The sequence below is a fragment of the Flavobacterium flabelliforme genome, from assembly GCF_017948675.1.
Classification (GTDB): Bacteria; Bacteroidota; Bacteroidia; order Flavobacteriales; family Flavobacteriaceae; genus Flavobacterium; species Flavobacterium pygoscelis.
The window spans coordinates 730,743-753,527 of record NZ_JAGFBU010000001.1 but is presented as its reverse complement, the minus strand read 5'-3'; the positions used below and the strand labels follow the sequence as shown (position 1 = coordinate 753,527).

The window sequence follows — 22,785 nt, the reverse complement described above, 5'->3', positions numbered from 1 at the left end:
CATGTTTGATTACTTTTTTGCACAATATCATGATTATCCAGTACATGAAGTTTATCTAGAACTTATTGCTGTTTTTTTTGGCTTATGTAGTGTTTGGTATGCTAAGAAAGATAATATTTTAGTTTTTCCCACGGGATTAATTAGCACTTCTATTTATGCTTATTTGCTTTGGCAATGGAGCTTGTTGGGAGACTCAATGATCAATGTGTATTATTTTATAATGAGTATTTATGGTTGGTATCATTGGACCCGAAAAAAAGAAGATGTCGAGGAGTTTCCAATAGCAGTAATGACAAAAAAAGAGAAAGGAATGGCAATACTAATTTTTGTTGCTACCCTTGTTTTTGTGGTAATCGTTTATCTTTATTTTGATAAATTTACCAGTTGGTATTCCTATTTAGATACTTTATTAACAGGCATATTTTTTGTGGGAATGTGGCTTATGGCCAAAAGAAAAATTGAAAACTGGATTTTCTGGATTGCTGGTGATTTGCTTTCTATTCCTTTATATTTGGCAAAAGGATACACTTTTACCAGTTTTCAGTATATAGTATTTACAATTATTGCCGTTTATGGCTATTTAGAATGGAAAAAGATCTTAGACAACAAAAAAGTTCAGTTATAAAAATAGCTTTGTTTGGTCCCGAAAGTACCGGAAAAACAACATTAGCTAAACAACTTGCTGCACATTATCATACGGTTTGGACTCCTGAGTTTGCAAGAGATTATCTGCAAGAAAAATGGGATAAAGAACAAGAAATATGCGATCTGTCCGATATGCTTCCTATAGCTTATGGTCAAGTTCAATTAGAAAATGAGAAACTAGCACTTGCTAATAAATATTTATTTTGCGATACGAATTTGTTGGTCACCAAAGTTTTTTCTGATGTGTATTACAATTATTGTGATCCTTTGTTGCAAAAAGCAGCTCAGGAACACGAATACGATTTGTTTTTCCTTACCGATATTGATGTGCCTTGGGAAAAAGATGATTTAAGAGACAAACCAGAAGGTCGAGAAAGTGTTTTTGAGGTTTTTAAACAGTCTTTAATTAGCAATAATAAGCCTTTTATCCGTTTGACAGGCGATAAAGAATCGCGACTTAAAAAGGCTATTGCAATCGTAGATGATTTGACAAAAGCTAAAGAAAATGGGTTTTCTTCTGTGGATTTTGTACAGCTTTATAAACGTGAAATTTCAGTGGATCAAATCGTAAAGCAGTTAGAGTTTATTCAAAATGGAATCTGCAAAACAAAGTTGATTCAGCCGGCGAGTTTGAATAATGGAATTTTAAAATTGTCTAAAAATGATTTTTTAGAAAAAGCCGCATTTTTTGAGGAGAACAAGCAGTCGTTAACACTTTTGAAATTTGTTCCTGCCTCTGGTGCCGCAACAAGAATGTTTAAGTTTTTAATTGCATTTCTAGAAGAATTTGATTTAGAAAACGAAACGATAAATGCCTATATAAATCGAAAAAAAGCGAGTCGACTTTCTATATTCTTAGTTGGACTTGAGAAATTTCCTTTTTTTGAAGCAATAAATTCAAAGTTGCGATCAGAACTCCCCAATTTTGATGATTTAGAGAATGATTATAAAAAATATTATTTTGTAAAATTCTTGCTCTCTAGTGATTTTTTTGATTTTGCTAATAAACCCAAAGGGATTTTGCCTTTTCATAAATACGCTACCAATGTGGCTTCACCAATAGAAGAGCATTTATATGAGTGTGGATATTATTCTAGTTCTAATGGAAGCTCAAATTTGCATTTTACGGTTTCTGAAGCGCACCAGTCTCATTTTGAGGAAATAATTACTTCTATAAAGCATAAGGTTGAAGAGGAAACAAACACCAAAATTAAGGTAACATATTCGTATCAAAACAAAAGCACAGATTCTCTTGCCGTTGATACAGAAAACAAACCTTTTCGTGAGGAAAATGGCGAATTGGTTTTTAGACCAGGCGGTCATGGAGCACTTATTCAAAATTTAAATGAACTAAACGCAGATGTCGTTTTTATAAAAAACATTGACAATGTGATTCATAATAACAATCAAAAAATTGCATTGTATAAAAATGCACTGGCGGGAATTTTGGTTGAATTGCAACAACAAGTTTTTAGTTATTTGCGACTAATTGACGCAACAGTTTTAAGTCAAGAACAAGTGCAAGAAATTGGTGTTTTCCTTAGAAAAAAATTAAATGTGCAAGTAGCAGATGATTTTCAAAAAGGCACTGTAGATGATAAAATAGCCTTTATAAAAGAGGCGCTTAATAGACCGATTCGAGTATGTGGTATGGTCAAAAATGAAGGAGAACCAGGCGGTGGTCCTTTTTGGGTTCAGAATAAAGAAGGTAGAATTTCGTTGCAAATTGTCGAAAGTGCCCAAATAGATTTATCGGATAAAGAACAAAAAAGAATTCACAATGCCGCCACTTATTTTAATCCTGTAGACTTAGTTTGCGGCATTAAAAACTATAAAAACGAGAAATTTAATTTAGCTCAGTTTGTAGATCACAACAGCGGTTTTATTGTAGATAAAATTTGCATGGGACAAAACATCAAGGCTTATGAGTTGCCTGGATTATGGAATGGTGCTATGGATAATTGGCTTACGGTATTTGTTGAGGTTCCATTACTTACCTTTAATCCTGTAAAAATAGTAAATGATTTGTTGAAGCCAGCACATCAATCTTAAGAGATAATAGAAATAATAGAGCAGCATGGAAATTCATAAAATACTATCAGAGTTGCACTATAAGGCAGTTCGAAGTAGCGGAGCAGGAGGACAAAATGTAAACAAGGTTTCGTCTAAGGTAGTTTTGAGTTTTGATTTGAAAAATTCGCAAGCCCTTTCAGAAGAAGAAAAAATACTACTTGAGACTAATTTGTATTCCAGATTAACGTCTGAATTAATTTTGATTCTCAATTGTGATGAAGACCGAAGTCAGCTAAAAAATAAAGAAATTGTAACCAAACGCTTTTTATCACTTATAAAAAACGGTTTACTAGTTCCTAAAGTAAGAAAACCAACTAAGATTCCAAAAGCAGCTATTAGAAAAAGAATTAAAAATAAAAAGTCTATTTCCGAAATTAAGAAAACAAGAAAGAAACCAGATTTTTGAAAATACTGTCGAAAAATCAATTATTTAGATAAGAGATTGTAATAGTGGTTTCTTTTTGATTGCTGTGATTTGATTACTATTAAAATATTTTTTTATTTAAAGAGGTAAAACGTTGACTTGTAGTTAGTAATTTTTTTGATTGACTACTTTACAAAAAATGTTAGGCTACTTGTTACTTTTATCTTAATACTTTTTTACCTTTGCTGCGTCTCAAAGGGGTGCTTAGATTCTGAAAATTCAGAATTACAGGCTGAGATCATACCCAACGAACCTGAGCAAGTAATGTTGCTAAGGGAAAAAATGACAAATTATAGTGTGCACACTATTTTTTTGTCATAAAAAACAATCAATAATTTAAAAAAAGAATAATTCCCCCTTTTATTCGTAATTTTTTTTACGGATGAAAACTATTTGCAATTTTTCTCGCCTTAAAGGCAAAAAGGTACAAAACAGCACTTTTATACTGTCTGTTTTCTTTACATTATCCTCTTCTATTTCTTTTGCACAAGTAAAAGATTCTACAAAAGTCAATCAATTAGACGAAGTATTAGTTTCTGCAGTTCGTGCTACTACAAAAACTCCCGTTAGTTTTAGTAATCTGACTAAAAAAGACATCAAATCTCGTAATCTCGGTCAGGACATTCCTATTTTGATGAATTATTTACCGTCCGTGGTTACCACTACTGATGCAGGAAATGGAGTAGGTTATACCGGAATCCGTGTTCGTGGAAGTGATGCTACTCGTGTCAATGTAACCATCAACGGAATTCCGTATAATGATTCCGAAAGTCATGGAACTTTTTGGGTGAATATGCCTGATTTTGCTTCTTCAGTAGAAAGTTTGCAATTGCAACGTGGTGTAGGAACATCAACCAATGGTGCAGGAGCTTTTGGTGCAAGCTTAAATATGTTGACCGATACATACGCTAAGGAAAGCACGGGAGAAATCGCTAATTCTTTTGGAAGTTTTAACACTAGAAAACACACCGTTAAATTTAGTACGGGTTTGATGAATGATCATTTTGAAATCGCTGGGCGTTTGTCGGCTTTAAAATCAGATGGCTATATTGACAGGGCTTTTTCGGATTTAAAATCCTATTTTCTTCAAGGAACTTATGTGGGCAAAACTACTTTAATTAAAGCCTTAGCTTTTGGCGGAAATGAAAAAACGTATCAATCTTGGAATGGTTTAGAAGATTTGGACAAACTAAAAAATGACCGAACGTTTAATCCTGCGGGGAAGTATACAGATAAGTTTGGAGTACTTCGTTTTTATGACAATGAAACGGATAACTACCAACAAGATCACTATCAATTGCATTGGAACGAAAAAGCATCCGAAAAATGGAGTACGAATCTGGCTTTTCATTATACCAAAGGAAAGGGTTTTTATGAAAATTATAAGCCGAATGCAAAGTTTGTGGAATATGGATTGACTCCAATTGTGATTGATGCAACTACCATTAATAAAACCGATTTGATTCGTCAGAAATGGTTGGTAAATGATTTTTATGGAACTACTTTTTCGGCCAATTATAAAGAAGAAAAATGGAATGTTATTTTAGGAGGCGGTTACAATAAGTACGAAGGAAATCACTTTGGAAGAATAATTTGGGCGCGCTATGCCTCAAAATCTGAATTAGATGATCATTATTATGATGATGCCGCGACAAAAATGGATGGAAATGTTTTTGCGAAAGCCAATTTCCAAATTACAGAAAAGCTAAATTTATACGGAGATTTACAACTTCGAAACGTGCATTATAAAGCCAATAGTGCCGAAGCAGGTTTGGTCAATGATAATTTTAATTTCTTCAATCCTAAAGCGGGATTAAATTACGAACTTAATGCTAACAACGCCTTGTATTTTTCGTATGCCAGAGCCAATCGCGAACCGAACAGATCCGATTATGAAAACGGGAGTCCACGCCCAGAGAAATTAAACGATTTTGAATTGGGATTGCGTCATGTAGATTCAAAAATAAAGTTGAACGCTAATGTTTATTATATGGCTTACAAAGATCAGTTGATCGTTACAGGAGCATTAGACGATGTAGGTGCGCCAATACGTGAAAATAGTGGCGATAGTTATCGTTTAGGTGTAGAGGTTGATGCAACAATTTCTATTTTGGATAATTTATTTATTAGACCAAATGTAACGGTGAGCACAAATAAAAACAAAGATTTCTTCTTTAAGAGAGATGGTGTTTTAACCTCGTTAGGAGATACCAATATTGCTTTTTCACCTGATTTTATTGCAGGAAATATAGTGAGTTATGTTCCAATAAAGAACCTTCAAGTTTCTTTTTTATCAAAGTATGTTGGGGAACAATATATGGCAAATATTGATGCAAAAGGATCTAAACTAAAATCGTATTTTACGAATGATTTGAATGTTTCCTATGAGATTATTCCAAAATCAATTTTCAAATCGATTTATCTTTCAGCTTTAGTAAATAACATCTTTGATTACAAATACATATCAAATGGTTTTTTCTATACTTACGATGATGATGAGTCTAACCCGCCAGCGATTGCTACTTTAGAAGGAGCCGGTTATTATCCGCAAGCAGGAATTAACTTTTTAGTAGGACTGACTTTGAAATTTTAATTGAAAAGATACTTTATTGAAGAAGGCTAGGAGTTTATGAACTTCTAGCCTTTTTTAATTTTGTAGGTATTCTTAACATTCAATATTAGTGAAAAGAAGTACTAAATTTATAAATAACATACTATTTTATTAAAATAAATGCTTTTAGATGATGAATTATTTTGTAGGTTTATGATTATATAATTTCTTCTTTTTAAGTGTGATTAATTAAATAATGATTTTCGTAAAATTTATAAATAATGAAGTTAATAAAGATCATATTATTGTTTTGTTTCGTTTCTTGTCTTGGACAAGTAAAAAACGGAACTGTAGAGTATGGGCTAAGTATTGAAATGTTAGAAGGACTTAAAGAGAATGGTACATTCAAAAAATTATACTCGGAGGCTGTAAATAATGCGCAATATTTGACTTTTAATTTATTATTCGATAAACAAAATTCTTTTTTTTCTTTAGATAAAGGACTTGAAGTAGGCGAAAATAACAATCAATTGGCTATTGTTGCCTCAGGTTATAAAGGGGTAATTTATCAAACAAAAGACTTTGCACTTTCTGAATTATATAAAAGTTTTGGAAATTTTTTACTGAAAAATGAAGTTAACGAATGGACTTTGGTTAAAGAAACAAACGAATCAAATTAGTAGAGAACAACACTTATCTAAAACACTTTTACAACCACAATGGAATAGCGAGTATGAATTTAATAAATCTGAAACGCTTAATTTTAATTATAAATTAGAAAATAATTTTCCAGAAGTAAGTCAGTTAGCTTCTAATTATACTTTGCAAAATTACAATTTGGTGTATAAAGGAAATGGGCTTTTGCAAAACGAACAATTCCACACGGCTAATTTAAGGTATTCAAAAATGAATATGTATCGAGGTATTACTTGGAATGCAATGGCAAATTTCAATAAAAAAATAAAAACCATTCGCAATGAGATTCAATTAGATGGAATCGATCAATTTAATACTCCAATTTTAAGCGATAATCCTGAAACTACTTATGGTATAAATGGTTCTTTTAGTAAAAGGATTTATCGTTTTAATCTAAAACTAAACACGCGCTTTAATTGGTTTAATTACAGTCAAATCATCAACAGTGTTATTACCACAAATGATAGAAATATTCAAAATTTTGGTTTGGTTATTAAAACCGCTTATCGCAAATGGCCAGATTTCAGCATTGGGTATAATAAAGGATTTAGTCAGCTTTCAGGATTGACAAAGTCAAATTTTCAGACTGATGCAATAAATGCTGATGCAAATGTGAATTTTTTTAAATCTTGGATTTTTAAATTGGAATATGAAAACCTGAAAAATACAAATAACGCAAATCAAAGTAATTTTTATGATATTGCTAATGCTTCTTTACGATACCAAAAGAAAAATAGTCCTTTAGGTTTTGAACTAACCGCCAATAACTTGTTTGACAATAAACTAAAAAATGATTATTCTTTTTCAGATTATGTAATCAGTGAGCGAAACACTTATCTTTTACCAAGAGTAATTTTGTTCTCGATAAGTTATAAATTGTAATTTAATTAAAAACTCGCAACACATCACCATTTATCTGAACGCGATATTGTTTCATTGGATATTGCAGTTTTCCTTGTCCGGTAAACAAACTGTATTCTTGATTGTCGCAAGCGCAAAGGGCATTGATGCCTTTTATTGTCATAGTAGAACAAGAAGATAAAGCTTGGTTAGGACAAGCGGCATCAAAAGCATTGTAGCCACTACCGGTATTAAAAACAATAACGCCACGAACCCCTTTTTCTGGAATTAAGACCGCATTGCTCACAAATTTTAGATCAGAATATTGGGGCAAATTTAAGTTGAGGTCAATAAGAACTGAATAGTTAGGTAAGTAAGGATTGGTGTTCTTTACTCCTGAATCGCTGCAGGAAAAAAAGAAAGGAATGATAAAAAAAAAAGCGGCGTATTTTTTCATTTTAAAAGTGTCAAAGTATTAGCGAAACAAATTTAAATTATTTAACTTTGAATTATATATGATTAACATATAATTATAGGCAAATAAAAATAATAGTATCTTTGTGGAAAGAAATCCCGTCCTGATGGGATTTTTTCTATTTATATAAATAAGGAAGTTATGAGTACAGTATCGTATTACACCGCTGATGGGTTAAAGAAATTAAGGGAAGAGTTAGATTATTTAAAAAGTGTGATGCGTCCAAAAGCCTCTGCAGATATTGCTGAAGCTAGAGACAAAGGCGATCTTTCTGAAAATGCAGAATATGATGCGGCTAAAGAAGCACAGGGAATGTTAGAAATGCGTATTGCCAAATTAGAAGAAGTACATTCTAATGCTCGTTTGATAGATGAAACAAATTTAGATCTTTCTAAAGTTTTGGTTCTTTCTAATGTTAAAATAAAAAATCAAACCAATGGCATGGAAATGAAATACACATTGGTTGCAGAAAGTGAAGCTGACTTAAAAACAGGTAAAATCTCAGTAACTTCACCTATAGGTAGAGGTTTACTTGGTAAATCAGTTGGAGAAGTCGCTGAAATTACGGTTCCTAATGGCGTTTTGAAATTTGAAATACTTGAAATTACAAGAGACTAAGCAATCACAACCAATTAATTATTTCTACTATGTCAAGTATTTTTACTAAAATAGTAAACGGAGAAATTCCTTGTTACAAAATAGCTGAGGACGATAATTTTCTAGCTTTTCTAGACGTTAATCCCAATGCAAAAGGACATACACTTTGTATTCCGAAACAAGAAATCAATAAGATTTTTGAAATAGAAGAGGAATTGTATATAGGATTAATGCAGTTTTCAAAAAAAATTGCAATAGCCTTAGAAAAAACAGTCCCTTGTAAACGAGTTGGTATGGCCGTTGTTGGTCTAGAAGTGCCTCATGCGCATGTACATTTAATTCCGTTGAACGAAATGGATGAAATGCGTTTTCAAAATAAAGTTTCTCTTTCTAAAGAAGAATTCGAATCTTTGGCACAAGCAATTACAAACAATCTATAACATATAATTAATAATTTTTATTTCCACGAATTTGGTAATTTATTTCTAAACTCGTGGATTTTTTATATTCATTCGTCATGAAAAAAATTCTAATTTCAATACTTTTTTTAATTCCTTTTATAATTTTTAGTCAAGAGAAAAGCAGTCATAATTATTATTGGAATATTTATGATGCTAATGAAACTATTGTTGCCGCTAAAAATTGTTATGTTAGAGAAATGCCTTCTATACAATCCAATTTGCTCGATTCCCTGCAATTAGGAAAAAAGATAAAAGTACTGAGAGCGACTGAAAATGATTTAAAAATTAAAGGATTAAATGTTTCTTGGGTTGCAATTGAATATGAAAATAATATTGGAAAATTAGTTCAAGGTTTTTTATGGAAAGGATTTTTGGCTGTTGGTTTTTCTAAAAGCGCCGACTATACTTATCTAACTGCTATAGATAAAATTGAAACTGTAAAAGATGCAGATGGTTTTGAAAAAAATTCAGTTAGCATTTCTGTAAAAATCCTGGATAGTGAGAATGCTGTTATTGGGCAAAAAACAATCACAAAAAATCTTGATGGTAGTTATTTTTTTCAAAATAAGACTATTGGTAGTTTAGGTTTGACCAATCTAGAAAATATTTATAGAATTAGTTTTAGCGGCGAGGCATGCGGCATTCCGACCTTATACTATTATTTTGGATGGAACGGTAAAAGTTTTGTGATGCTGCCAGAAAAACAAGAAGTGGGTGATGCTGGAGTGTATTATTATTCAGAAAATTTTGTTTTTCCTAAAGAAACTGGAGGAAAACCGGATTTAATAGTCAAGCAAATTGAAGAAGGAGAATACGATCAAGACTCAGAGAAAGACAATACTTATCTTTTAAAAATAAGTAAATGGACTGAAACGTATAAATGGAATGGTGAAAATGCAGTTTTTATCTCTAAATCTAAACCAGTTAAATCGTCAAAAAGAGAGTAGTGCTAAACTATTTTTTTTAAAATAACTTGCATGGTAGTTCCTTTTCCGATTTCCGATTGAAGCACTTTTATGGTTCCTTTGTGGTATTCCTCTACGATTCTCTTTGTCAAGGAAAGACCCAATCCCCAACCTCTTTTTTTAGTGGTAAAACCGGGTTCAAAAATGGCTTTAAACTGTTTTTTTTGAATTCCTGCACCGGTGTCCGAAACATTTATTTTGACTAAATCGCCTTCTTGCTTGATTTCTAATGCTAATTTACCTTTTCCTTTCATGGCATCAATTGCATTTTTCACTAAATTTTCAATTGTCCAACTGTGCAAAGTAGGATTTAGCAAAACCATAATTTTTGTTTGTGGCGCTTGAAAAGAGAATTCAATTTGTTTAGAAAACCGAGATTGCAAATAGTCATAAGATTGTTGGGTTTCGGTAACAATATCTTTATTCTCTAATTTGGGTTCCGATCCTATTTTAGAGAAACGATCCGTTATGGTTTGCAAACGCTCAATGTCTTTTTCAATTTCAAGTGTTGTACTTTCTTCAACGGCTTCCGATTTTAAAATTTCAACCCAGCCAATCAATGACGAAAGTGGAGTTCCTATTTGATGCGCTGTTTCTTTTGCCATTCCCGCCCAAAGCTTATTTTGAGTTGCCATTTTGGTGCTTCTATAAAAATTATACACTAGGCCGCCAAACAGCACAATAATAAGTACTAATGCAACAGGATAATATTTTAATTTATTGAGCAAAGAAGAATTACCATAATATAATTTCTGAAATTTTCCGGGAACATATTCTATTACAATAGGTTCATTTTCACTTTTTAAATTGTGTAAAAAGTCTACTGCTTTATCTTTGTCTTTTACAATAATATCGTCAATGTTTACGGTATTAATTATACTGTCATTCTCTGTAAGAATAATTGGTATTGACGTATTATTGCTGAAAATCTGTAACGGAATTTCGACATCCGTAGTCTCATTAGCATTGATGAAAGTTTTTTGCGCATTTGCCCAAAGATTCATTTTTAAACGTTCTTCATTTTTAAAAATCTGGAAAAAGGTATAAGTATTCCAAAGTATCAATGAAACGATCAAAAAAGAGGCGAAAATAATAATCCAACGGGTTGTATTTCTTCGGTCAGAAAACTGCATAAATAAAATTTTGAGGTATAAATATAACGAATTAAAGATGGAAGTATTTTAGGATCAGTCAAAGAATTTTATTTTGAAAAAATCATACTCTTATTTTAATCTAATTCTCTTATTGACGTTCTAAAATTTAATTCAATTGTCTACTTTTGTAGCTACAAGAACTAAATCTTAAAGTATGATTACTATTGATCCTAAAAGTATAGAAACGGCAAAATTACAAGGATATTTGCAAGGTTCCGTAGGTCCTAGGCCTATCGCTTTTGCCAGTACAATGGATACGGAAGGAAATCCAAATGTATCTCCTTTTAGTTTTTTTAATGTATTTAGCGCAAATCCTCCTATTCTTATATTTTCTCCTGCAAGAAGGGTGCGAGACAATTCTATAAAACACACTTTGATTAATGCTGAAGCCACAGGTGAAGTAGTAATTAATGTAGTGAATTATGATATGGTGCAACAAACTTCTCTTGCCAGTACAGAATATGCTGAAGGTGTTGATGAGTTTTTAAAATCAGGCTTAACGCCAATTCCTTCAGAGGTTGTAAAACCATTTAGAGTCAAAGAATCGCCCGTTCAATTTGAATGTAAAGTGACTCAAATTATTGCTTTAGGAACAGAAGGTGGAGCAGGAAATTTAATTCTTTGCGAAGTAGTCAGAATTCATATCGACGAAAGTATTTTAGATCAAAATGGAGCGATTGATCAACATAAGATTGATCTAGTATCTCGATTGGGCGGAAATTGGTATTCGAGATCCAATCAAGGACTTTTTGAAGTGCCAAAACCACTAACCACGTTAGGAATTGGAGTAGATGCCATTCCTGATTTTGTAAAGCAAAGTGCTGTGTTTAACGGAAATGATTTAGGCATGTTAGGAAATGTCGAATCTTTGCCAACTCTTGAAGAAATTACTATATTTGTAAAAGAAAATTTTGAAGTAAAAGGGGTACTGAGTGCAGATGATGAAATCAAGAAATACCAATTAGCTAAAGAATATTTAAATAAAAACGAAGTACTTACCGCTTGGAAGGTACTTTTAGCAAAAAAATAAAGAGAGCAAACAATTAAAATAGAGAAGATGGAAGTTACAGGAAAAATTAAAATGATCGATCAAACTAAAGAAGTTGGATCTGGAGGTTTCAAGAAAAGAGATGTAGTTGTTACTACTGATGAGCAATATCCACAGCATATTCTAGTTCAATTTGTTCAAGATAAATGTGATTTATTAAATGGTTTTCAAGTAGGAGAACCTGTTAAAATTGATATTAACTTAAGAGGTAGAGAATGGACTAATCCTCAGGGAGAAACAGTTTATTTTAATACAATTCAAGGTTGGAGAATTGCAAAAGCACAAGCCGATGCGCCTGCAGCACAAATGCCTCCAATGCCTGCAGCACAAGCATTTGCTCCAGCAACAAATTTAAATGAAGAAGAAGCTGACGATTTGCCATTCTAAAATAAAATTATAAAATTTTTAAAAACCAAATTCCAACTTTAGCTTGTCTTAAAATTGGAATTTGGTTTTTTTTTTAATGATTTTACCACTATCATTGACTTGATTTTTGTATTAATGCACTACCTAACTAACGATTTATTTTTTCCGCCGGTTTCCCAAGCCAATCGCGATGGTGTTTTAGCTATCGGGGGCGACTTATCTACTGAGCGTTTGTTGTTGGCATATAAAAGCGGTATTTTTCCTTGGTTTGAACCTGGAGATCCTATTCTCTGGTGGTCTCCCAATCCTAGAATGGTTTTATTTCTAGAAGAATTAATTGTTTCGAAAAGTATGCGAAACATCCTAAATAGGAAAAACTTTAAAGTTACCTTCAACCAGAACTTTAGAGAAGTAATTGCTCATTGTCAAAATGTAAAAAGAAACGGTCAAACCGGAACTTGGATTACCAATGACATGATTGAAGCATATTGTAATCTCAACAAATTAGGAATAGCCAAATCAGTTGAGGTTTGGCAAAATGAAGAATTAGTCGGTGGTTTGTACGGAATCGATTTAGGAACTATCTTCTGCGGCGAAAGTATGTTTTCGTTAGTTTCTAATGCCTCAAAAGTGGCTTTTATCGCTTTGGTGGAACAGTTAAAAGAGAAAAATTACAAATTACTAGACTGTCAGGTTTATAATCCCCATCTGGAAAGTTTAGGATGTCGTGAAATTAAACGCTCTGAATTTATCGCTATTTTAAGTAATGAAAATTAAGGCCTATTCCAGCTGTTCGTTGCAAGTCTTCCCTCAAAAAACTTTTTTTCTAAAGCCATAAAAGGAGCTTCCTGCCGGTCGCTCTTTTCTGTCTAGAAAAAAATAGTTTTTTTCAGTCAGCGCTTTCCACTACCATCTGGGGCAAAAGTATTCCTAATTTTATTTTTAAACTTTGGGAAAGAGCTAACAGCTTTTAAAAACAAGTTATTTCGAAAAAAAAATCCGTGTTCATCTCTCCAATCCGTGTCATCCGTGTTCCAATTCCTAAATTTAAAAAGTCAGCTTTGTAAAACTCCAATCTAAAGTTTTAAACAAAACTAATTCATTTTTTAAAGTTGGCAAACCTATAATCAACTTCAAAGTTTCATGTGCCATCATCAATCCAATTATGCCTGATAAAGTACCTAAAACACCATTCATATTGCAATTAGGAACCTCTTTAGGGTTTGGTGGTTCCGGAAATAAATCACGCAAATGTTTACTTCCTAAATGATTAAAAATTGCTAACTGTCCTTCAAATCCTAATATACTTCCATAAACTAATGTTTTCCCTAAAGTTACACAGGTATCATTTACCAAATAGCGCGTCTTAAAATTATCCGAGCCATCAACGACCAAATCAAAATCAGTAATAATTCTCACAGCATTTTCAATCGTTATTTTTTCTTCGAAAGCTAAAACTGTAATTAACGGATTTAGTTTTTCTATGACACTTTTTGCAGTCGACGCTTTAGGAAAGCCTATTTGTTCTTCGGTATATAAAATTTGACGATGTAAGTTGTGAATTTCAATTTTATCAAAATCTACAATTCCTATTGTTCCTACACCAGCAGTGGCAATATATTGCAAAACAGGACAACCCAAACCGCCCGCTCCAATAACAAGAACTTTCGATTTTTTTAATTTCTCTTGTCCTTCATCACCAATTTCAGACAACATGGTTTGTCTGTTATAACGTAAAAAATCTTGTATAATGCTCATTTTAATTAAGTCTTAAAGTTATTAAAGTCGAAAGTTATAAAGGCAATAAAATTCTTAATGAAGAATCGAGCTGTCTTTAAGACTTTCGACCTTCGACTTTTGACTAAAGGTTCTATCCCAATCTTTCCAAACGGGTTCGTATCCTTTTTGAGTTATTATCGCTGCAACTTCTGCTGCAGAGCGTTCGTCGCTAATTTCAAATTGCTCTAAGGATTGCGGATCTACTGCATAACCACCTGGATTTGTTTTAGAACCCGCGCTCATGCTTGTAGTTCCTATAGCAATAATATGGTCTCTAAATTTTTCATTCTCCCTTGTCGATATAGAAATTTCTAACTCTTCATTCCACAAACGATAGGCACAAATGAGTTGGGTTAAATCTTTATCATCCATAATGAAATTAGGTTCTATAATTCCTTCGGCTGGACGTAATCTCGGAAAAGAAACAGAATATTTCGTTTGCCAATACGTTTTTTGCAAATAATCCAAGTGCAAGGCATTGAAAAAACTATCGGTACGCCAATCTTCTAAACCTAATAGAACGCCTAATCCTATTTTATGAATGCCAGCTTTCCCAATGCGATCGGGTGTTTCTAGCCTAAAATCAAAATTTGACTTTTTCCCTTTCGTATGGTATTTTTTATATACTTCTTGATGATAGGTTTCTTGATATACTAAAACAGAATGGACGCCAGCTTCATGCAAACGTTCGTATTCTTCCTGAGAAAGCGGTTGTACTTCGATAGAAATTATCGAAAAATCTCTTTTTATTTGTTCGATAGCGTTCAAAAAATAATTGATGTTCACAGTGTAGTTAGCCTCGCCAGTTACTAATAAAACGTGATCGAATCCGGCCTTTTTTAAAACAGCTATTTCTTGTTTTATTTCTGTATCAGACAAAGTCTTGCGTTTGATTTTATTGTCTAAACTAAAACCGCAATAGGTACAAATATTTTGACATTCATTACTTAAATACAGCGGAGCATACATTTGTATTGTTTTTCCAAATCGCTTTTTAGTGAGCGTATGACATTGTTGTGCCATTTGTTCTAAATAGGGCTGTGCTGCGGGTGAAATCAAAGCGATAAAGTCATCGAGATTGCGTTTGTTTTTCGCCAATGCTTGCTCCACTTTTTCATGGCTGGTTGCGTATATTTTAGATTGAATGTCGTCCCAATTATATTGCTCAAAAACTGATTTGAATGTGTTCATTTGATTTTTTATGGCACGCAAATTTGGTAGATTTGCGCAGATTTTTATATTTTATTGGCAATTCTTTTGATGTCATTTAAAATGGTTGTAGTGTTGAAATTGACTAGTATTCCTAATTTCTTATTAGTAAGCTTTAGATAATTTGTAATTTGCTTGTAATGAATTGGAGCTAAATCTTCGACAGATTTCAGCTCAACAATTACTTTGTCCTCTACTAATAAATCAATTTTAAATGCAATATCTTAAATGATTTCTTCATAAGGAATACTAATTACAAGTTGTCTTTCAACTTTTAAATCCATTTTTTTTAATTCATAACTCAAAGCATTTTCATAAACCGATTCAAAAAAACTTGGTCCGAGTGTATTATAAACCTTGAAAATTGCTCCTCTTATTTTAAAAGATATCTCATTTTCAGTCATTTGTTAAGATTTTTATAATTAGTATTAATTAGATGTATTACTTAATATTAAAAAATAACAATAATAATTTTTAGCAAGCAGATTCTGGCATATTCATTTAAATTTAATTTTTTATCTGTGTAGATCTGCATAATCTGCGTGCCGTTTTCAATATTTTATTCATATAAGAAAGCAGTCAAAGGACTAGAAGCTATCGCATGATTAAATTGTTGACCGAGTTTGGCTTCAAAAGCTTTTCTACCTGCAATAACAGCTTCTTTAAAGGCTTCTGCCATTAATTTTGGATTTCCTGCAACAGCAATTGCAGTGTTGACCAAAACGGCATCAGCACCTAACTCCATTGCTTTTGCGGCATCAGACGGAGCGCCAATTCCAGCATCAATTATAACTGGAACTTTACTTTGTTCGATAATGATTTCTAAAAAATCGATCGTTTTTAAGCCCTTGTTACTTCCTATCGGTGAACCCAGAGGCATTACAGCTGCCGTTCCTACATCTTCTAATCGTTTGCATAAAACAGGATCAGCGTGAATATACGGTAAAACGATAAATCCTAATTTAGCGAGTTCTTCTGTTGCTTTCAAAGTTTCGATAGGATCAGGCATTAAGTATCTTGGATCCGGATGAATTTCGAGTTTAAGCCAATTTGTTTCTAGTGCCTCTCTAGCTAATTGCGCTCCAAAAACAGCTTCCTTGGCATTTCTTGCACCTGAAGTATTGGGTAATAAATTAATTCTTGGGTTTTGCAAATGTTTTAATATCGCATCTGTGTCGGTTTCTAAATCAATTCGTTTAAGAGCCACGGTTACTAATTCACTTCCTGATGCTAGTATGGCTTCTTCCATTTGGATATTTGATCCAAATTTTCCCGTTCCTAGAAATAGTCGCGATTCTAAAATTTTATCTCCAATTTTAAATAGTGACGCTGCCATATATTTTTTCGTTAAGTTGACTAATTAGTTTTTTAGGCTTTTCGCTTTTTGTAATCAGACTAGAAACAGCAATACCGTAAATGCCAGTTTCCATTAATATTTCTATATTCTCGAGCGCAATTCCTCCAATAGCATATATTGGAATTGCAATCTTCTTTGATTTTACTTTTTTCAGTATCGAACGATACCCTTCAATTCCTAAAATTGGACTCAAATTTTCTTTAGTATCTGTATGTTGAAAAGGTCCTAAACCAATATAGTCGCATTGTTCAGCTGATCTTTGCTGAATGTCAGCAAAAGTATTAGCAGTGCCACCGATCATTTTGGTGTCGCCTAAAATTTGTCTGGCTTCACTGATTTTCATATCTGTCAATCCTAAATGAACGCCATCGGCCTCAAATTGTTGGGCTAAATAAACATTGTCATTAATAATATAATTGGCAGAATAAACATCGCATAAAATTTTTGTAGACTCGGCTAAATTGAATAGATCCATTGTATTTTGAGTTTTAAATCGCAATTGAATCCATTCGCAACCATTGTCTAATGCTTTGCGAATATTTGTTATTTGTTCTTCGACTGTATTTCCTTGAGAAATGTATTGTAGTTTATTATACATAATGATAGCCTAGTTTAGAAGGGTTCGATAATAGAAATTTTTCAGTATATATTTTTGCGTTTTTGCATGCGTTTAAAAGATTTTGATCTAATGCTAGATTAGCCGTTATAGCTGCTGATAATACACAACCAGAACCATGTTTAGCATATATTTTGGTATTTTCTGGTGAAATTCTAAAGATCTGACTTTGATTGTGTAAAAAATCAGTCCCCGTTTCGGTGGGATGATGGCCGCCTTTTATGAGTATCGCACAGTTTTTAGTTAGTCGCTCCGTAATTGTATCTGCATTTTCTTTTGCAGTTCCTAATTTTAGAATCTCCTCATAATTAGGTGTTATAAGTTCTACTTCGTTTAAAATTGAAATTAATTCGGAGTTATTTTCGATTGTTAAAAAATCAAATGCTGTACTCGACTTTAAAACTGTATCCCAAATAATTTTCGTTTTTGGGGATAGTTGCTTAATCAAAAAAACTATATTTTTTAGATAAGATAAAGAAGGAACTATGCCAATTTTTACGGCTTTAATTTCATAGTCGTTAAATAGAACTTCTATTGAACTTAACACAAAGTCTAAGTCGGTCCATTGTATATCGTAAAATTTATTTTCAGTCTGTATTGTATTGGCTGTTTGAATACCAAAGCCATACACTTGGTGCTGTTCGAATGTTTTAATATCTGCTAGAATACCAGCTCCAGCAGAGGGATCAAAACCTGCTATACTTAATGCATATGAGCGATTTGTTGGCATATTTTGAATTTTTTAATTGGATTATCATCGTTCCAAATAGTTCCTAAAAGCGCACAATCATCAAAATCGGATTGTAATAGTTTGGGTATGTTTTCTGGTTGAATACCGCCTAACGCAATCATTCTTGTTTTAAAATTGGTTCTTTTTTTAATCTCTAAAAACAAATCGTTTGTTGGATGATAATTCGTTTTTGAAATAGAGGAAAACACAGGACTTAAAAAGGCATATTCAAAAAAAGTTGATAATTCATTAAACTCTTCTATAGAATGCGTTGATGTGGAAAATATAGGTTTATCCCAGCCAAATTTTTTAATTTTGACAGGGTTATGAATCCTATTAATACCAAATTCTGTTGCCAATTGGTGGTGATTATGCAATACCAATTTCGATCTGAATTCTTGATTGATCTCAGACAAAAAACTTTTCATTTCTTCATCAGAATAATTCGGTTTTCGTACATGTAACAATTCCAATCCCTCTTCAAAAAGGGTGTTGATAAGGAATTTTTCTCTATTTAAAACTATGGGATTTGAAATCACAATCATGCGTTGTTTGCCTTTTTCTAGATGTAAATTTCTTTACCTTGTTCTATAAACTCTTCTGATTTTTCCTTCATCCCTTTTTCTGCTTCAGCTACATCGCGAATTTCTTGTGATATTTTCATCGAACAGAATTTCGGTCCACACATCGAGCAAAAATGTGCGACTTTAGCGCCATCGGCAGGAAGGGTTTCGTCGTGAAATTCTCTTGCTGTGTCGGGATCTAACGATAAGTTGAATTGATCTTCCCAGCGAAATTCAAAACGTGCTTTGCTTAATGCGTTGTCGCGGTATTGCGCTCCTGGATGCCCTTTGGCTAAATCGGCAGCGTGAGCGGAGATTTTGTAAGTGATAACGCCATCTTTTACGTCTTTTTTATTGGGTAAGCCAAGGTGTTCTTTTGGAGTTACATAACACAACATGGCGCAACCATACCAACCAATCATGGCAGCTCCAATAGCCGAGGTGATATGATCATAGCCTGGAGCAATATCTGTAGTTAATGGACCCAGGGTATAAAACGGCGCTTCGTCACAATGTTCCAATTGTTTGTCCATGTTTTCCTTGATCATGTGCATGGGTACGTGACCAGGGCCTTCAATAAAAACTTGAACATCATGTTTCCAAGCTACTTTTGTGAGTTCTCCTAATGTTTCTAACTCGGCAAATTGTGCGGCGTCATTTGCATCAGCAATTGATCCTGGACGTAATCCGTCTCCTAGCGAGAAGGCAACATCATATTGTTTCATGATTTCGCAAATTTCTTCAAAGTGCGTGTACAAGAAATTTTCTTTGTGGTGAAATAAACACCATTTCGCCATTATAGATCCTCCACGAGAAACGATTCCGGTAACACGATTTGCGGTTAAATGAATGTAACGCAATAAAACTCCCGCGTGAATTGTGAAATAGGAGACTCCTTGTTCTGCTTGTTCTATCAAAGTATCGCGGAATACTTCCCAATTTAGATCTTCGGCTATTCCGTTTACTTTCTCTAATGCTTGGTAAATGGGAACGGTACCAATAGGTACAGGAGAATTACGAATAATCCATTCTCTAGTTTCATGAATATTTTTTCCTGTAGATAAATCCATGATGGTGTCAGCTCCCCAACGGCAAGCCCAAACCGCTTTTTCTACCTCTTCTTCGATGCTTGAAGTCACAGCGCTGTTTCCGATATTTGCATTTATTTTTACAAGGAAATTGCGTCCCACAATCATCGGTTCGCTTTCGGGATGGTTGATGTTATTTGGTATAATTGCCCTTCCTCGTGCTACTTCACTGCGCACAAATTCAGGCGTAATTTTAGATTTTGGTGTGTTTGCTCCAAAACTATGACCTTCGTGCTGGCACTGCATGGCTTTAGTTTGATTTTCTATTTGTTCCAAGCGCTGGTTTTCGCGAATGGCAATGTATTCCATTTCGGGAGTAATAATTCCTTGTTTTGCGTAATACAATTGCGAAACATTGGCGCCTTTTTTAGCACGCATCGGTTTGTGTAAATATTCAAAACGCAAGTGATCTAATTTTTCATCTTCTAAACGCGTTTTACCATATTCGGAGGAGATTTGAGTCAATTCTTCTACATCATTTCGATCTAAAATCCATTGTTCCCGAATTCTTGGCAATCCTCTTCTAATGTCGATTTCAATATTTGGATCCGTATACGCTCCTGAAGTATCATAAACTGTAACAGCAGGATTTGTTTCTATGCCTCCTCTAGAAAGTTTGGTGTCAGCTAAATGAATTTCGCGCATCGCCACTTTTATTGGGTGAATTTCACCATCTATATAAACTTTAGTGGAGTTTGGAAACGGTGTCTTGGAAATTTTTTCTTCGTTGTTCATAGTTCTAGTCTTTGTGTTTAGTAGTGTTCTCTAGTTGTGTTTTGAAAATGTAGTTGTTCTGCTAGGGATAGTAATGAAAAGCTCGCAAAGGCAAAAACTCTAGAAAACAAGGAGTAAGAAAGCGACCAAAGGAAGCTCTTGTTGCGACTGTGTTTTTGAGTTTTTTGACTGCGAACTTGCAATGGATAGCCAGCCCGAGCAGCCCAATTATCCTCCTTGAGTTGCGGAAATAATTAAAATTTCGTCGGTTTCTTGTATAATGTGTGAATTCCAGTTTGATTTTGGAATTACTATATTGTTAATAGCAACGGCAATTCCATTTTGTTTTTGGGAATTTTCAATATCAAGTAGGTCTTGGATGTGTAGCACATCTGCTTGAAATTGTTTTATTTGATTGTTTATTTTTAGTTCCATTCCGTTATAATTTTAGTCAATTATACTTTAGGAATGGCTACAATTACGCATAGGAGTGCGCGATGAAGTCATCTTACTTTTCCCTACGCTAGTATGAACTAGATCAGGTTCAGAGGGTAAAATCTCAGCCTACAGTATTGCAGACACCCCTAAAGTGAGCTGCAAATGTAGTAATTTATTTCGGTTTATGGTATTTAGAGAGAAATAATTGATTTTTTATAAGTCGCCCAAATTTTTAAATGGTATTTTTTTTGGGATATTATTACATTAAAAAAAGGGTTTTATTGTTTGCTAATCCAACAATCTTGTAGATGATCGTTGACGATTCCAGTAGCTTGTAAAAAGGCATAAATTACTGTAGAACCAACGAATTTAAAGCCTCTTTTTTTTAAATCTTTGCTAATTGTATCTGAAAGTGGAGTAGTAGCAGCAACATCTTTTAGTGTTTTTGGGTGGTTGATTATTGGATTTTGGTTGGTAAAATTCCAGATATAGTTAGAAAAACTTCCAAACTCTTCTTGTATTTTGATAAAGGCTTGTGCATTTGTAACGGCGGAGTGAACTTTTAATTTATTGCGTATGATTCCGGGATCTTTTAAGAGTACTTGAATTTTATCTTCTTGGTATTGTGCTATTTTTATGTAATCGAAATTGTCAAAAGCTGATCGGAAGTTTTCTCTTTTTTTTAAGATAGTGTACCAACTTAAGCCCGCTTGAAAAGTTTCGAGGATTAAAAATTCAAATATAGTTGCGTCATCATAAATGGGAATTCCCCAATCTTCGTCATGATACTTCCTGTATAAATCATCTTTTTCGCACCAAGCGCAACGCAGTTTATTTTCCATATATAAGTCTATGGTTCAAATATAAAAGAAAAACTCCATTTCAAATTAATTTGAAATGGAGTTTTTTTAAATCTGAAATCAAATATGGTTAATTTGAAATCATAAATCAATTTATCCTAAACTAACTCTTTTGAAACCTGTAATTTCAACATTGAATCCTTTAACATAATCACCAACTTTTTTACTGTCATCTTTGATGAAGTTTTGATCTAATAAAGCTTTTTCTTGATCTAAAGTAGTATTGTCAGAAATGAAACGTTGCACCTTTCCAGGAATAATTTTATCCCAAATTTGTTCTGGTTTACCTTCTGCTTTTAATTCTGCTTTAGCATCTTCTTCCGCTTGTTTTAGAACTTCTTCAGTTAATTGAGAGAAAGAAATATATTTAGGAACATTTTTCAACGTTTTTCCTAAACGTTTTGCTTCTTCATTTTCTTTTTCGATTATAGCAATACGAGCTGCAAGTTCAGAAGCTACGAAAACAGGATCAAAATCTTTGTAAGATAATGTATCAGCTCCCATAGAAGCAACTTGCATAGACACATCTTTAGTTAAAACTTCAGCATTATCAACTGCTGTAGAAATAGATGTTAATGCAGCAATTTTATTAACGTGAACATAAGATCCGATAAAAGCACCTTCTAAGATTTCAAAACCACCGATTTCGATTTTTTCACCAATAACACCTGTTTGCTCAATTAATTTTTCAGCAACAGTCATTCCGTTAAAATCTGAAGCTAAAAATTCTTCTTTAGAAGAAAAGTTGATCGCTTTTTCAACTAATTCTTTAGCTAAAGTTACGAAAGATTCATTTTTACCTACGAAATCTGTTTCACAGTTTAAAGTTATAATAGCTCCTTTAGTTTTGTCTGCATTAATAAAAGAAACAGCAGCTCCTTCAGAAGACTCACGGTCAGAACGATTAGCAGCAACTTTTTGTCCTTTTTCTCTAAGGTTTTGTATTGCTTTATCGAAATCTCCATCAGCTTCAACTAAAGCTTTTTTACAGTCCATCATTCCAGCACCTGTAGTTTGTCTTAATTTATTTACGTCTGCAGCAGTAATTGTTGCCATGTTTTTTATATTTTAAATTAAAAAATAGTTTTAATAAAAAAATCCAAACCCAAAATTCCAGTTTCCAATTGATAAATCAA

General features: G+C 33.1%; 24 protein-coding genes, 1 pseudogene and 1 riboswitch. Of the genes and pseudogenes, 12 read left to right on the top strand and 13 right to left on the bottom strand.

Features of this window, described 5'->3' with window-relative positions:
* The first annotated feature begins 1 nt into the window (after window position 1).
* The 6 genes from pnuC to J3S90_RS03255 all read left to right on the top strand — a co-directional run bounded on the left by pnuC (window position 2) and on the right by J3S90_RS03255 (window position 7,271).
* Window positions 2-625 carry a nicotinamide riboside transporter PnuC gene (pnuC, locus tag J3S90_RS03280; protein WP_210644705.1) on the top strand — a complete coding sequence of 208 codons (624 nt, stop codon included), beginning with the start codon at window positions 2-4 and terminating at the stop codon, window positions 623-625.
* A complete protein-coding gene (locus J3S90_RS03275; protein ID WP_210644703.1) occupies window positions 586-2,697 on the top strand; it encodes a DUF4301 family protein in 2,112 nt (703 codons plus the stop codon). Before pnuC ends, J3S90_RS03275 begins: the two co-directional genes overlap by 40 nt.
* A gap of 25 nt (window positions 2,698-2,722) precedes the next feature.
* A complete protein-coding gene (gene arfB / locus J3S90_RS03270; RefSeq protein ID WP_210644700.1) occupies window positions 2,723-3,124 on the top strand; it encodes an alternative ribosome rescue aminoacyl-tRNA hydrolase ArfB in 402 nt (133 codons plus the stop codon).
* 400 nt (window positions 3,125-3,524) lie between these two features.
* Entirely contained in the window at window positions 3,525-5,735 is a 2,211-nt protein-coding gene (locus tag J3S90_RS03265) for a TonB-dependent receptor (RefSeq protein ID WP_210644698.1), read from the top strand.
* A 239-nt stretch (window positions 5,736-5,974) separates the two neighbouring features.
* Entirely contained in the window at window positions 5,975-6,373 is a 399-nt protein-coding gene (locus tag J3S90_RS03260; protein ID WP_210644696.1) for a hypothetical protein, read from the top strand.
* Window positions 6,324-7,271, top strand: a complete 948-nt coding sequence (locus J3S90_RS03255; RefSeq protein WP_210644694.1) for a hypothetical protein — start codon at window positions 6,324-6,326, stop codon at window positions 7,269-7,271. Before J3S90_RS03260 ends, J3S90_RS03255 begins: the two co-directional genes overlap by 50 nt.
* A 1-nt stretch (window position 7,272) precedes the next feature.
* On the opposite strand, the gene J3S90_RS03250 is transcribed toward J3S90_RS03255, so the two are convergent.
* Window positions 7,273-7,686, bottom strand: coding sequence for a Rieske (2Fe-2S) protein (locus tag J3S90_RS03250; RefSeq protein WP_188048930.1), 414 nt, complete (start codon window positions 7,684-7,686; stop codon window positions 7,273-7,275).
* Between the two features lie 159 nt (window positions 7,687-7,845).
* On the opposite strand from J3S90_RS03250, the gene greA reads away from it, so the two are divergent.
* From greA to J3S90_RS03235, 3 genes are all read left to right on the top strand, one after another.
* Window positions 7,846-8,322, top strand: a complete 477-nt coding sequence (gene greA, locus J3S90_RS03245; RefSeq protein WP_188048929.1) for a transcription elongation factor GreA — start codon at window positions 7,846-7,848, stop codon at window positions 8,320-8,322.
* 29 nt (window positions 8,323-8,351) lie between these two features.
* Window positions 8,352-8,741 carry an HIT family protein gene (locus J3S90_RS03240; RefSeq protein ID WP_210644692.1) on the top strand — a complete coding sequence of 130 codons (390 nt, stop codon included), beginning with the start codon at window positions 8,352-8,354 and terminating at the stop codon, window positions 8,739-8,741.
* Between the two features lie 77 nt (window positions 8,742-8,818).
* A complete protein-coding gene (locus J3S90_RS03235) occupies window positions 8,819-9,709 on the top strand; it encodes a hypothetical protein (protein WP_210644690.1) in 891 nt (296 codons plus the stop codon).
* 2 nt (window positions 9,710-9,711) lie between these two features.
* Here the strand turns inward: J3S90_RS03235 and J3S90_RS03230 are convergent, their stop codons facing one another.
* Window positions 9,712-10,860 carry a sensor histidine kinase gene (locus J3S90_RS03230; protein ID WP_210644689.1) on the bottom strand — a complete coding sequence of 383 codons (1,149 nt, stop codon included), beginning with the start codon at window positions 10,858-10,860 and terminating at the stop codon, window positions 9,712-9,714.
* Between the two features lie 175 nt (window positions 10,861-11,035).
* On the opposite strand from J3S90_RS03230, the gene J3S90_RS03225 reads away from it, so the two are divergent.
* From J3S90_RS03225 to aat, 3 genes are all read left to right on the top strand, one after another.
* Complete coding sequence (locus J3S90_RS03225) at window positions 11,036-11,911, top strand: flavin reductase family protein (protein ID WP_188048925.1); 876 nt, start codon at window positions 11,036-11,038, stop codon at window positions 11,909-11,911.
* A 27-nt stretch (window positions 11,912-11,938) separates the two neighbouring features.
* Window positions 11,939-12,316: a DUF3127 domain-containing protein gene (locus J3S90_RS03220; RefSeq protein WP_188048924.1), complete on the top strand. Its 378-nt coding sequence runs from the start codon at window positions 11,939-11,941 to the stop codon at window positions 12,314-12,316.
* A 114-nt stretch (window positions 12,317-12,430) separates the two neighbouring features.
* Entirely contained in the window at window positions 12,431-13,072 is a 642-nt protein-coding gene (gene aat, locus J3S90_RS03215; protein WP_210644687.1) for a leucyl/phenylalanyl-tRNA--protein transferase, read from the top strand.
* A 270-nt stretch (window positions 13,073-13,342) separates the two neighbouring features.
* Here the strand turns inward: aat and J3S90_RS03210 are convergent, their stop codons facing one another.
* The 11 genes and pseudogenes from J3S90_RS03210 to tsf all read right to left on the bottom strand — a co-directional run bounded on the left by J3S90_RS03210 (window position 13,343) and on the right by tsf (window position 22,705).
* On the bottom strand, window positions 13,343-14,053 hold the full coding sequence (locus tag J3S90_RS03210) for a HesA/MoeB/ThiF family protein (RefSeq protein ID WP_210644685.1): 711 nt from the start codon (window positions 14,051-14,053) through the stop codon (window positions 13,343-13,345).
* A 54-nt stretch (window positions 14,054-14,107) separates the two neighbouring features.
* Window positions 14,108-15,265, bottom strand: a complete 1,158-nt coding sequence (gene thiH / locus J3S90_RS03205; RefSeq protein WP_210644683.1) for a 2-iminoacetate synthase ThiH — start codon at window positions 15,263-15,265, stop codon at window positions 14,108-14,110.
* A 44-nt stretch (window positions 15,266-15,309) separates the two neighbouring features.
* Window positions 15,310-15,687 (bottom strand): annotated as a pseudogene (locus J3S90_RS03200) (GxxExxY protein).
* 155 nt (window positions 15,688-15,842) lie between these two features.
* Window positions 15,843-16,619, bottom strand: coding sequence for a thiazole synthase (locus J3S90_RS03195; RefSeq protein ID WP_210644681.1), 777 nt, complete (start codon window positions 16,617-16,619; stop codon window positions 15,843-15,845).
* Window positions 16,600-17,238, bottom strand: coding sequence for a thiamine phosphate synthase (locus J3S90_RS03190; RefSeq protein ID WP_210644680.1), 639 nt, complete (start codon window positions 17,236-17,238; stop codon window positions 16,600-16,602). The genes J3S90_RS03195 and J3S90_RS03190 overlap by 20 nt, the downstream gene beginning before the upstream one ends.
* Window positions 17,231-17,986, bottom strand: coding sequence for a hydroxymethylpyrimidine/phosphomethylpyrimidine kinase (locus J3S90_RS03185; RefSeq protein ID WP_210644677.1), 756 nt, complete (start codon window positions 17,984-17,986; stop codon window positions 17,231-17,233). Before J3S90_RS03185 ends, J3S90_RS03190 begins: the two co-directional genes overlap by 8 nt.
* Window positions 17,959-18,531 (bottom strand): thiamine phosphate synthase, encoded by a 573-nt coding sequence (locus tag J3S90_RS03180; protein WP_210644675.1) that lies wholly within the window; start codon window positions 18,529-18,531, stop codon window positions 17,959-17,961. Before J3S90_RS03180 ends, J3S90_RS03185 begins: the two co-directional genes overlap by 28 nt.
* A gap of 17 nt (window positions 18,532-18,548) precedes the next feature.
* Window positions 18,549-20,372 carry a phosphomethylpyrimidine synthase ThiC gene (gene thiC / locus J3S90_RS03175; RefSeq protein WP_210644672.1) on the bottom strand — a complete coding sequence of 608 codons (1,824 nt, stop codon included), beginning with the start codon at window positions 20,370-20,372 and terminating at the stop codon, window positions 18,549-18,551.
* A 207-nt stretch (window positions 20,373-20,579) separates the two neighbouring features.
* Window positions 20,580-20,786 (bottom strand): sulfur carrier protein ThiS, encoded by a 207-nt coding sequence (gene thiS / locus J3S90_RS03170; protein ID WP_210644670.1) that lies wholly within the window; start codon window positions 20,784-20,786, stop codon window positions 20,580-20,582.
* A 63-nt stretch (window positions 20,787-20,849) separates the two neighbouring features.
* A riboswitch (TPP riboswitch) is annotated at window positions 20,850-20,947 on the bottom strand.
* Window positions 20,948-21,067: 120 nt separating this feature from the next.
* On the bottom strand, window positions 21,068-21,631 hold the full coding sequence (locus J3S90_RS03165) for a DNA-3-methyladenine glycosylase I (RefSeq protein ID WP_210644668.1): 564 nt from the start codon (window positions 21,629-21,631) through the stop codon (window positions 21,068-21,070).
* Between the two features lie 111 nt (window positions 21,632-21,742).
* On the bottom strand, window positions 21,743-22,705 hold the full coding sequence (tsf, locus tag J3S90_RS03160) for a translation elongation factor Ts (protein ID WP_210644666.1): 963 nt from the start codon (window positions 22,703-22,705) through the stop codon (window positions 21,743-21,745).
* Window positions 22,706-22,785: the final 80 nt, after the last annotated feature.

Excerpts from the sequence above, each read along its gene's own strand:
- thiC (WP_210644672.1), bottom strand. The coding sequence starts at position 20,372 with ATGAACAACGAAGAAAAAATTTCCAAGACACCGTTTCCAAACTCCACT.
- J3S90_RS03255 (WP_210644694.1), top strand. The coding sequence starts at position 6,324 with ATGAAGTTAACGAATGGACTTTGGTTAAAGAAACAAACGAATCAAATT.
- tsf (WP_210644666.1), bottom strand. The coding sequence starts at position 22,705 with ATGGCAACAATTACTGCTGCAGACGTAAATAAATTAAGACAAACTACA.
- J3S90_RS03220 (WP_188048924.1), top strand. The coding sequence starts at position 11,939 with ATGGAAGTTACAGGAAAAATTAAAATGATCGATCAAACTAAAGAAGTT.
- J3S90_RS03225 (WP_188048925.1), top strand. The coding sequence starts at position 11,036 with ATGATTACTATTGATCCTAAAAGTATAGAAACGGCAAAATTACAAGGA.
- J3S90_RS03230 (WP_210644689.1), bottom strand. The coding sequence starts at position 10,860 with ATGCAGTTTTCTGACCGAAGAAATACAACCCGTTGGATTATTATTTTC.
- J3S90_RS03240 (WP_210644692.1), top strand. The coding sequence starts at position 8,352 with ATGTCAAGTATTTTTACTAAAATAGTAAACGGAGAAATTCCTTGTTAC.
- J3S90_RS03235 (WP_210644690.1), top strand. The coding sequence starts at position 8,819 with ATGAAAAAAATTCTAATTTCAATACTTTTTTTAATTCCTTTTATAATT.
- J3S90_RS03185 (WP_210644677.1), bottom strand. The coding sequence starts at position 17,986 with ATGCCAACAAATCGCTCATATGCATTAAGTATAGCAGGTTTTGATCCC.
- J3S90_RS03195 (WP_210644681.1), bottom strand. The coding sequence starts at position 16,619 with ATGGCAGCGTCACTATTTAAAATTGGAGATAAAATTTTAGAATCGCGA.
- J3S90_RS03165 (WP_210644668.1), bottom strand. The coding sequence starts at position 21,631 with ATGGAAAATAAACTGCGTTGCGCTTGGTGCGAAAAAGATGATTTATAC.
- J3S90_RS03250 (WP_188048930.1), bottom strand. The coding sequence starts at position 7,686 with ATGAAAAAATACGCCGCTTTTTTTTTTATCATTCCTTTCTTTTTTTCC.
- pnuC (WP_210644705.1), top strand. The coding sequence starts at position 2 with ATGTTTGATTACTTTTTTGCACAATATCATGATTATCCAGTACATGAA.
- J3S90_RS03275 (WP_210644703.1), top strand. The coding sequence starts at position 586 with ATGGAAAAAGATCTTAGACAACAAAAAAGTTCAGTTATAAAAATAGCT.
- J3S90_RS03190 (WP_210644680.1), bottom strand. The coding sequence starts at position 17,238 with ATGTATAATAAACTACAATACATTTCTCAAGGAAATACAGTCGAAGAA.
- J3S90_RS03180 (WP_210644675.1), bottom strand. The coding sequence starts at position 18,531 with ATGATTGTGATTTCAAATCCCATAGTTTTAAATAGAGAAAAATTCCTT.
- thiS (WP_210644670.1), bottom strand. The coding sequence starts at position 20,786 with ATGGAACTAAAAATAAACAATCAAATAAAACAATTTCAAGCAGATGTG.
- thiH (WP_210644683.1), bottom strand. The coding sequence starts at position 15,265 with ATGAACACATTCAAATCAGTTTTTGAGCAATATAATTGGGACGACATT.
- arfB (WP_210644700.1), top strand. The coding sequence starts at position 2,723 with ATGGAAATTCATAAAATACTATCAGAGTTGCACTATAAGGCAGTTCGA.
- J3S90_RS03210 (WP_210644685.1), bottom strand. The coding sequence starts at position 14,053 with ATGAGCATTATACAAGATTTTTTACGTTATAACAGACAAACCATGTTG.
- aat (WP_210644687.1), top strand. The coding sequence starts at position 12,431 with ATGCACTACCTAACTAACGATTTATTTTTTCCGCCGGTTTCCCAAGCC.
- greA (WP_188048929.1), top strand. The coding sequence starts at position 7,846 with ATGAGTACAGTATCGTATTACACCGCTGATGGGTTAAAGAAATTAAGG.
- J3S90_RS03265 (WP_210644698.1), top strand. The coding sequence starts at position 3,525 with ATGAAAACTATTTGCAATTTTTCTCGCCTTAAAGGCAAAAAGGTACAA.
- J3S90_RS03260 (WP_210644696.1), top strand. The coding sequence starts at position 5,975 with ATGAAGTTAATAAAGATCATATTATTGTTTTGTTTCGTTTCTTGTCTT.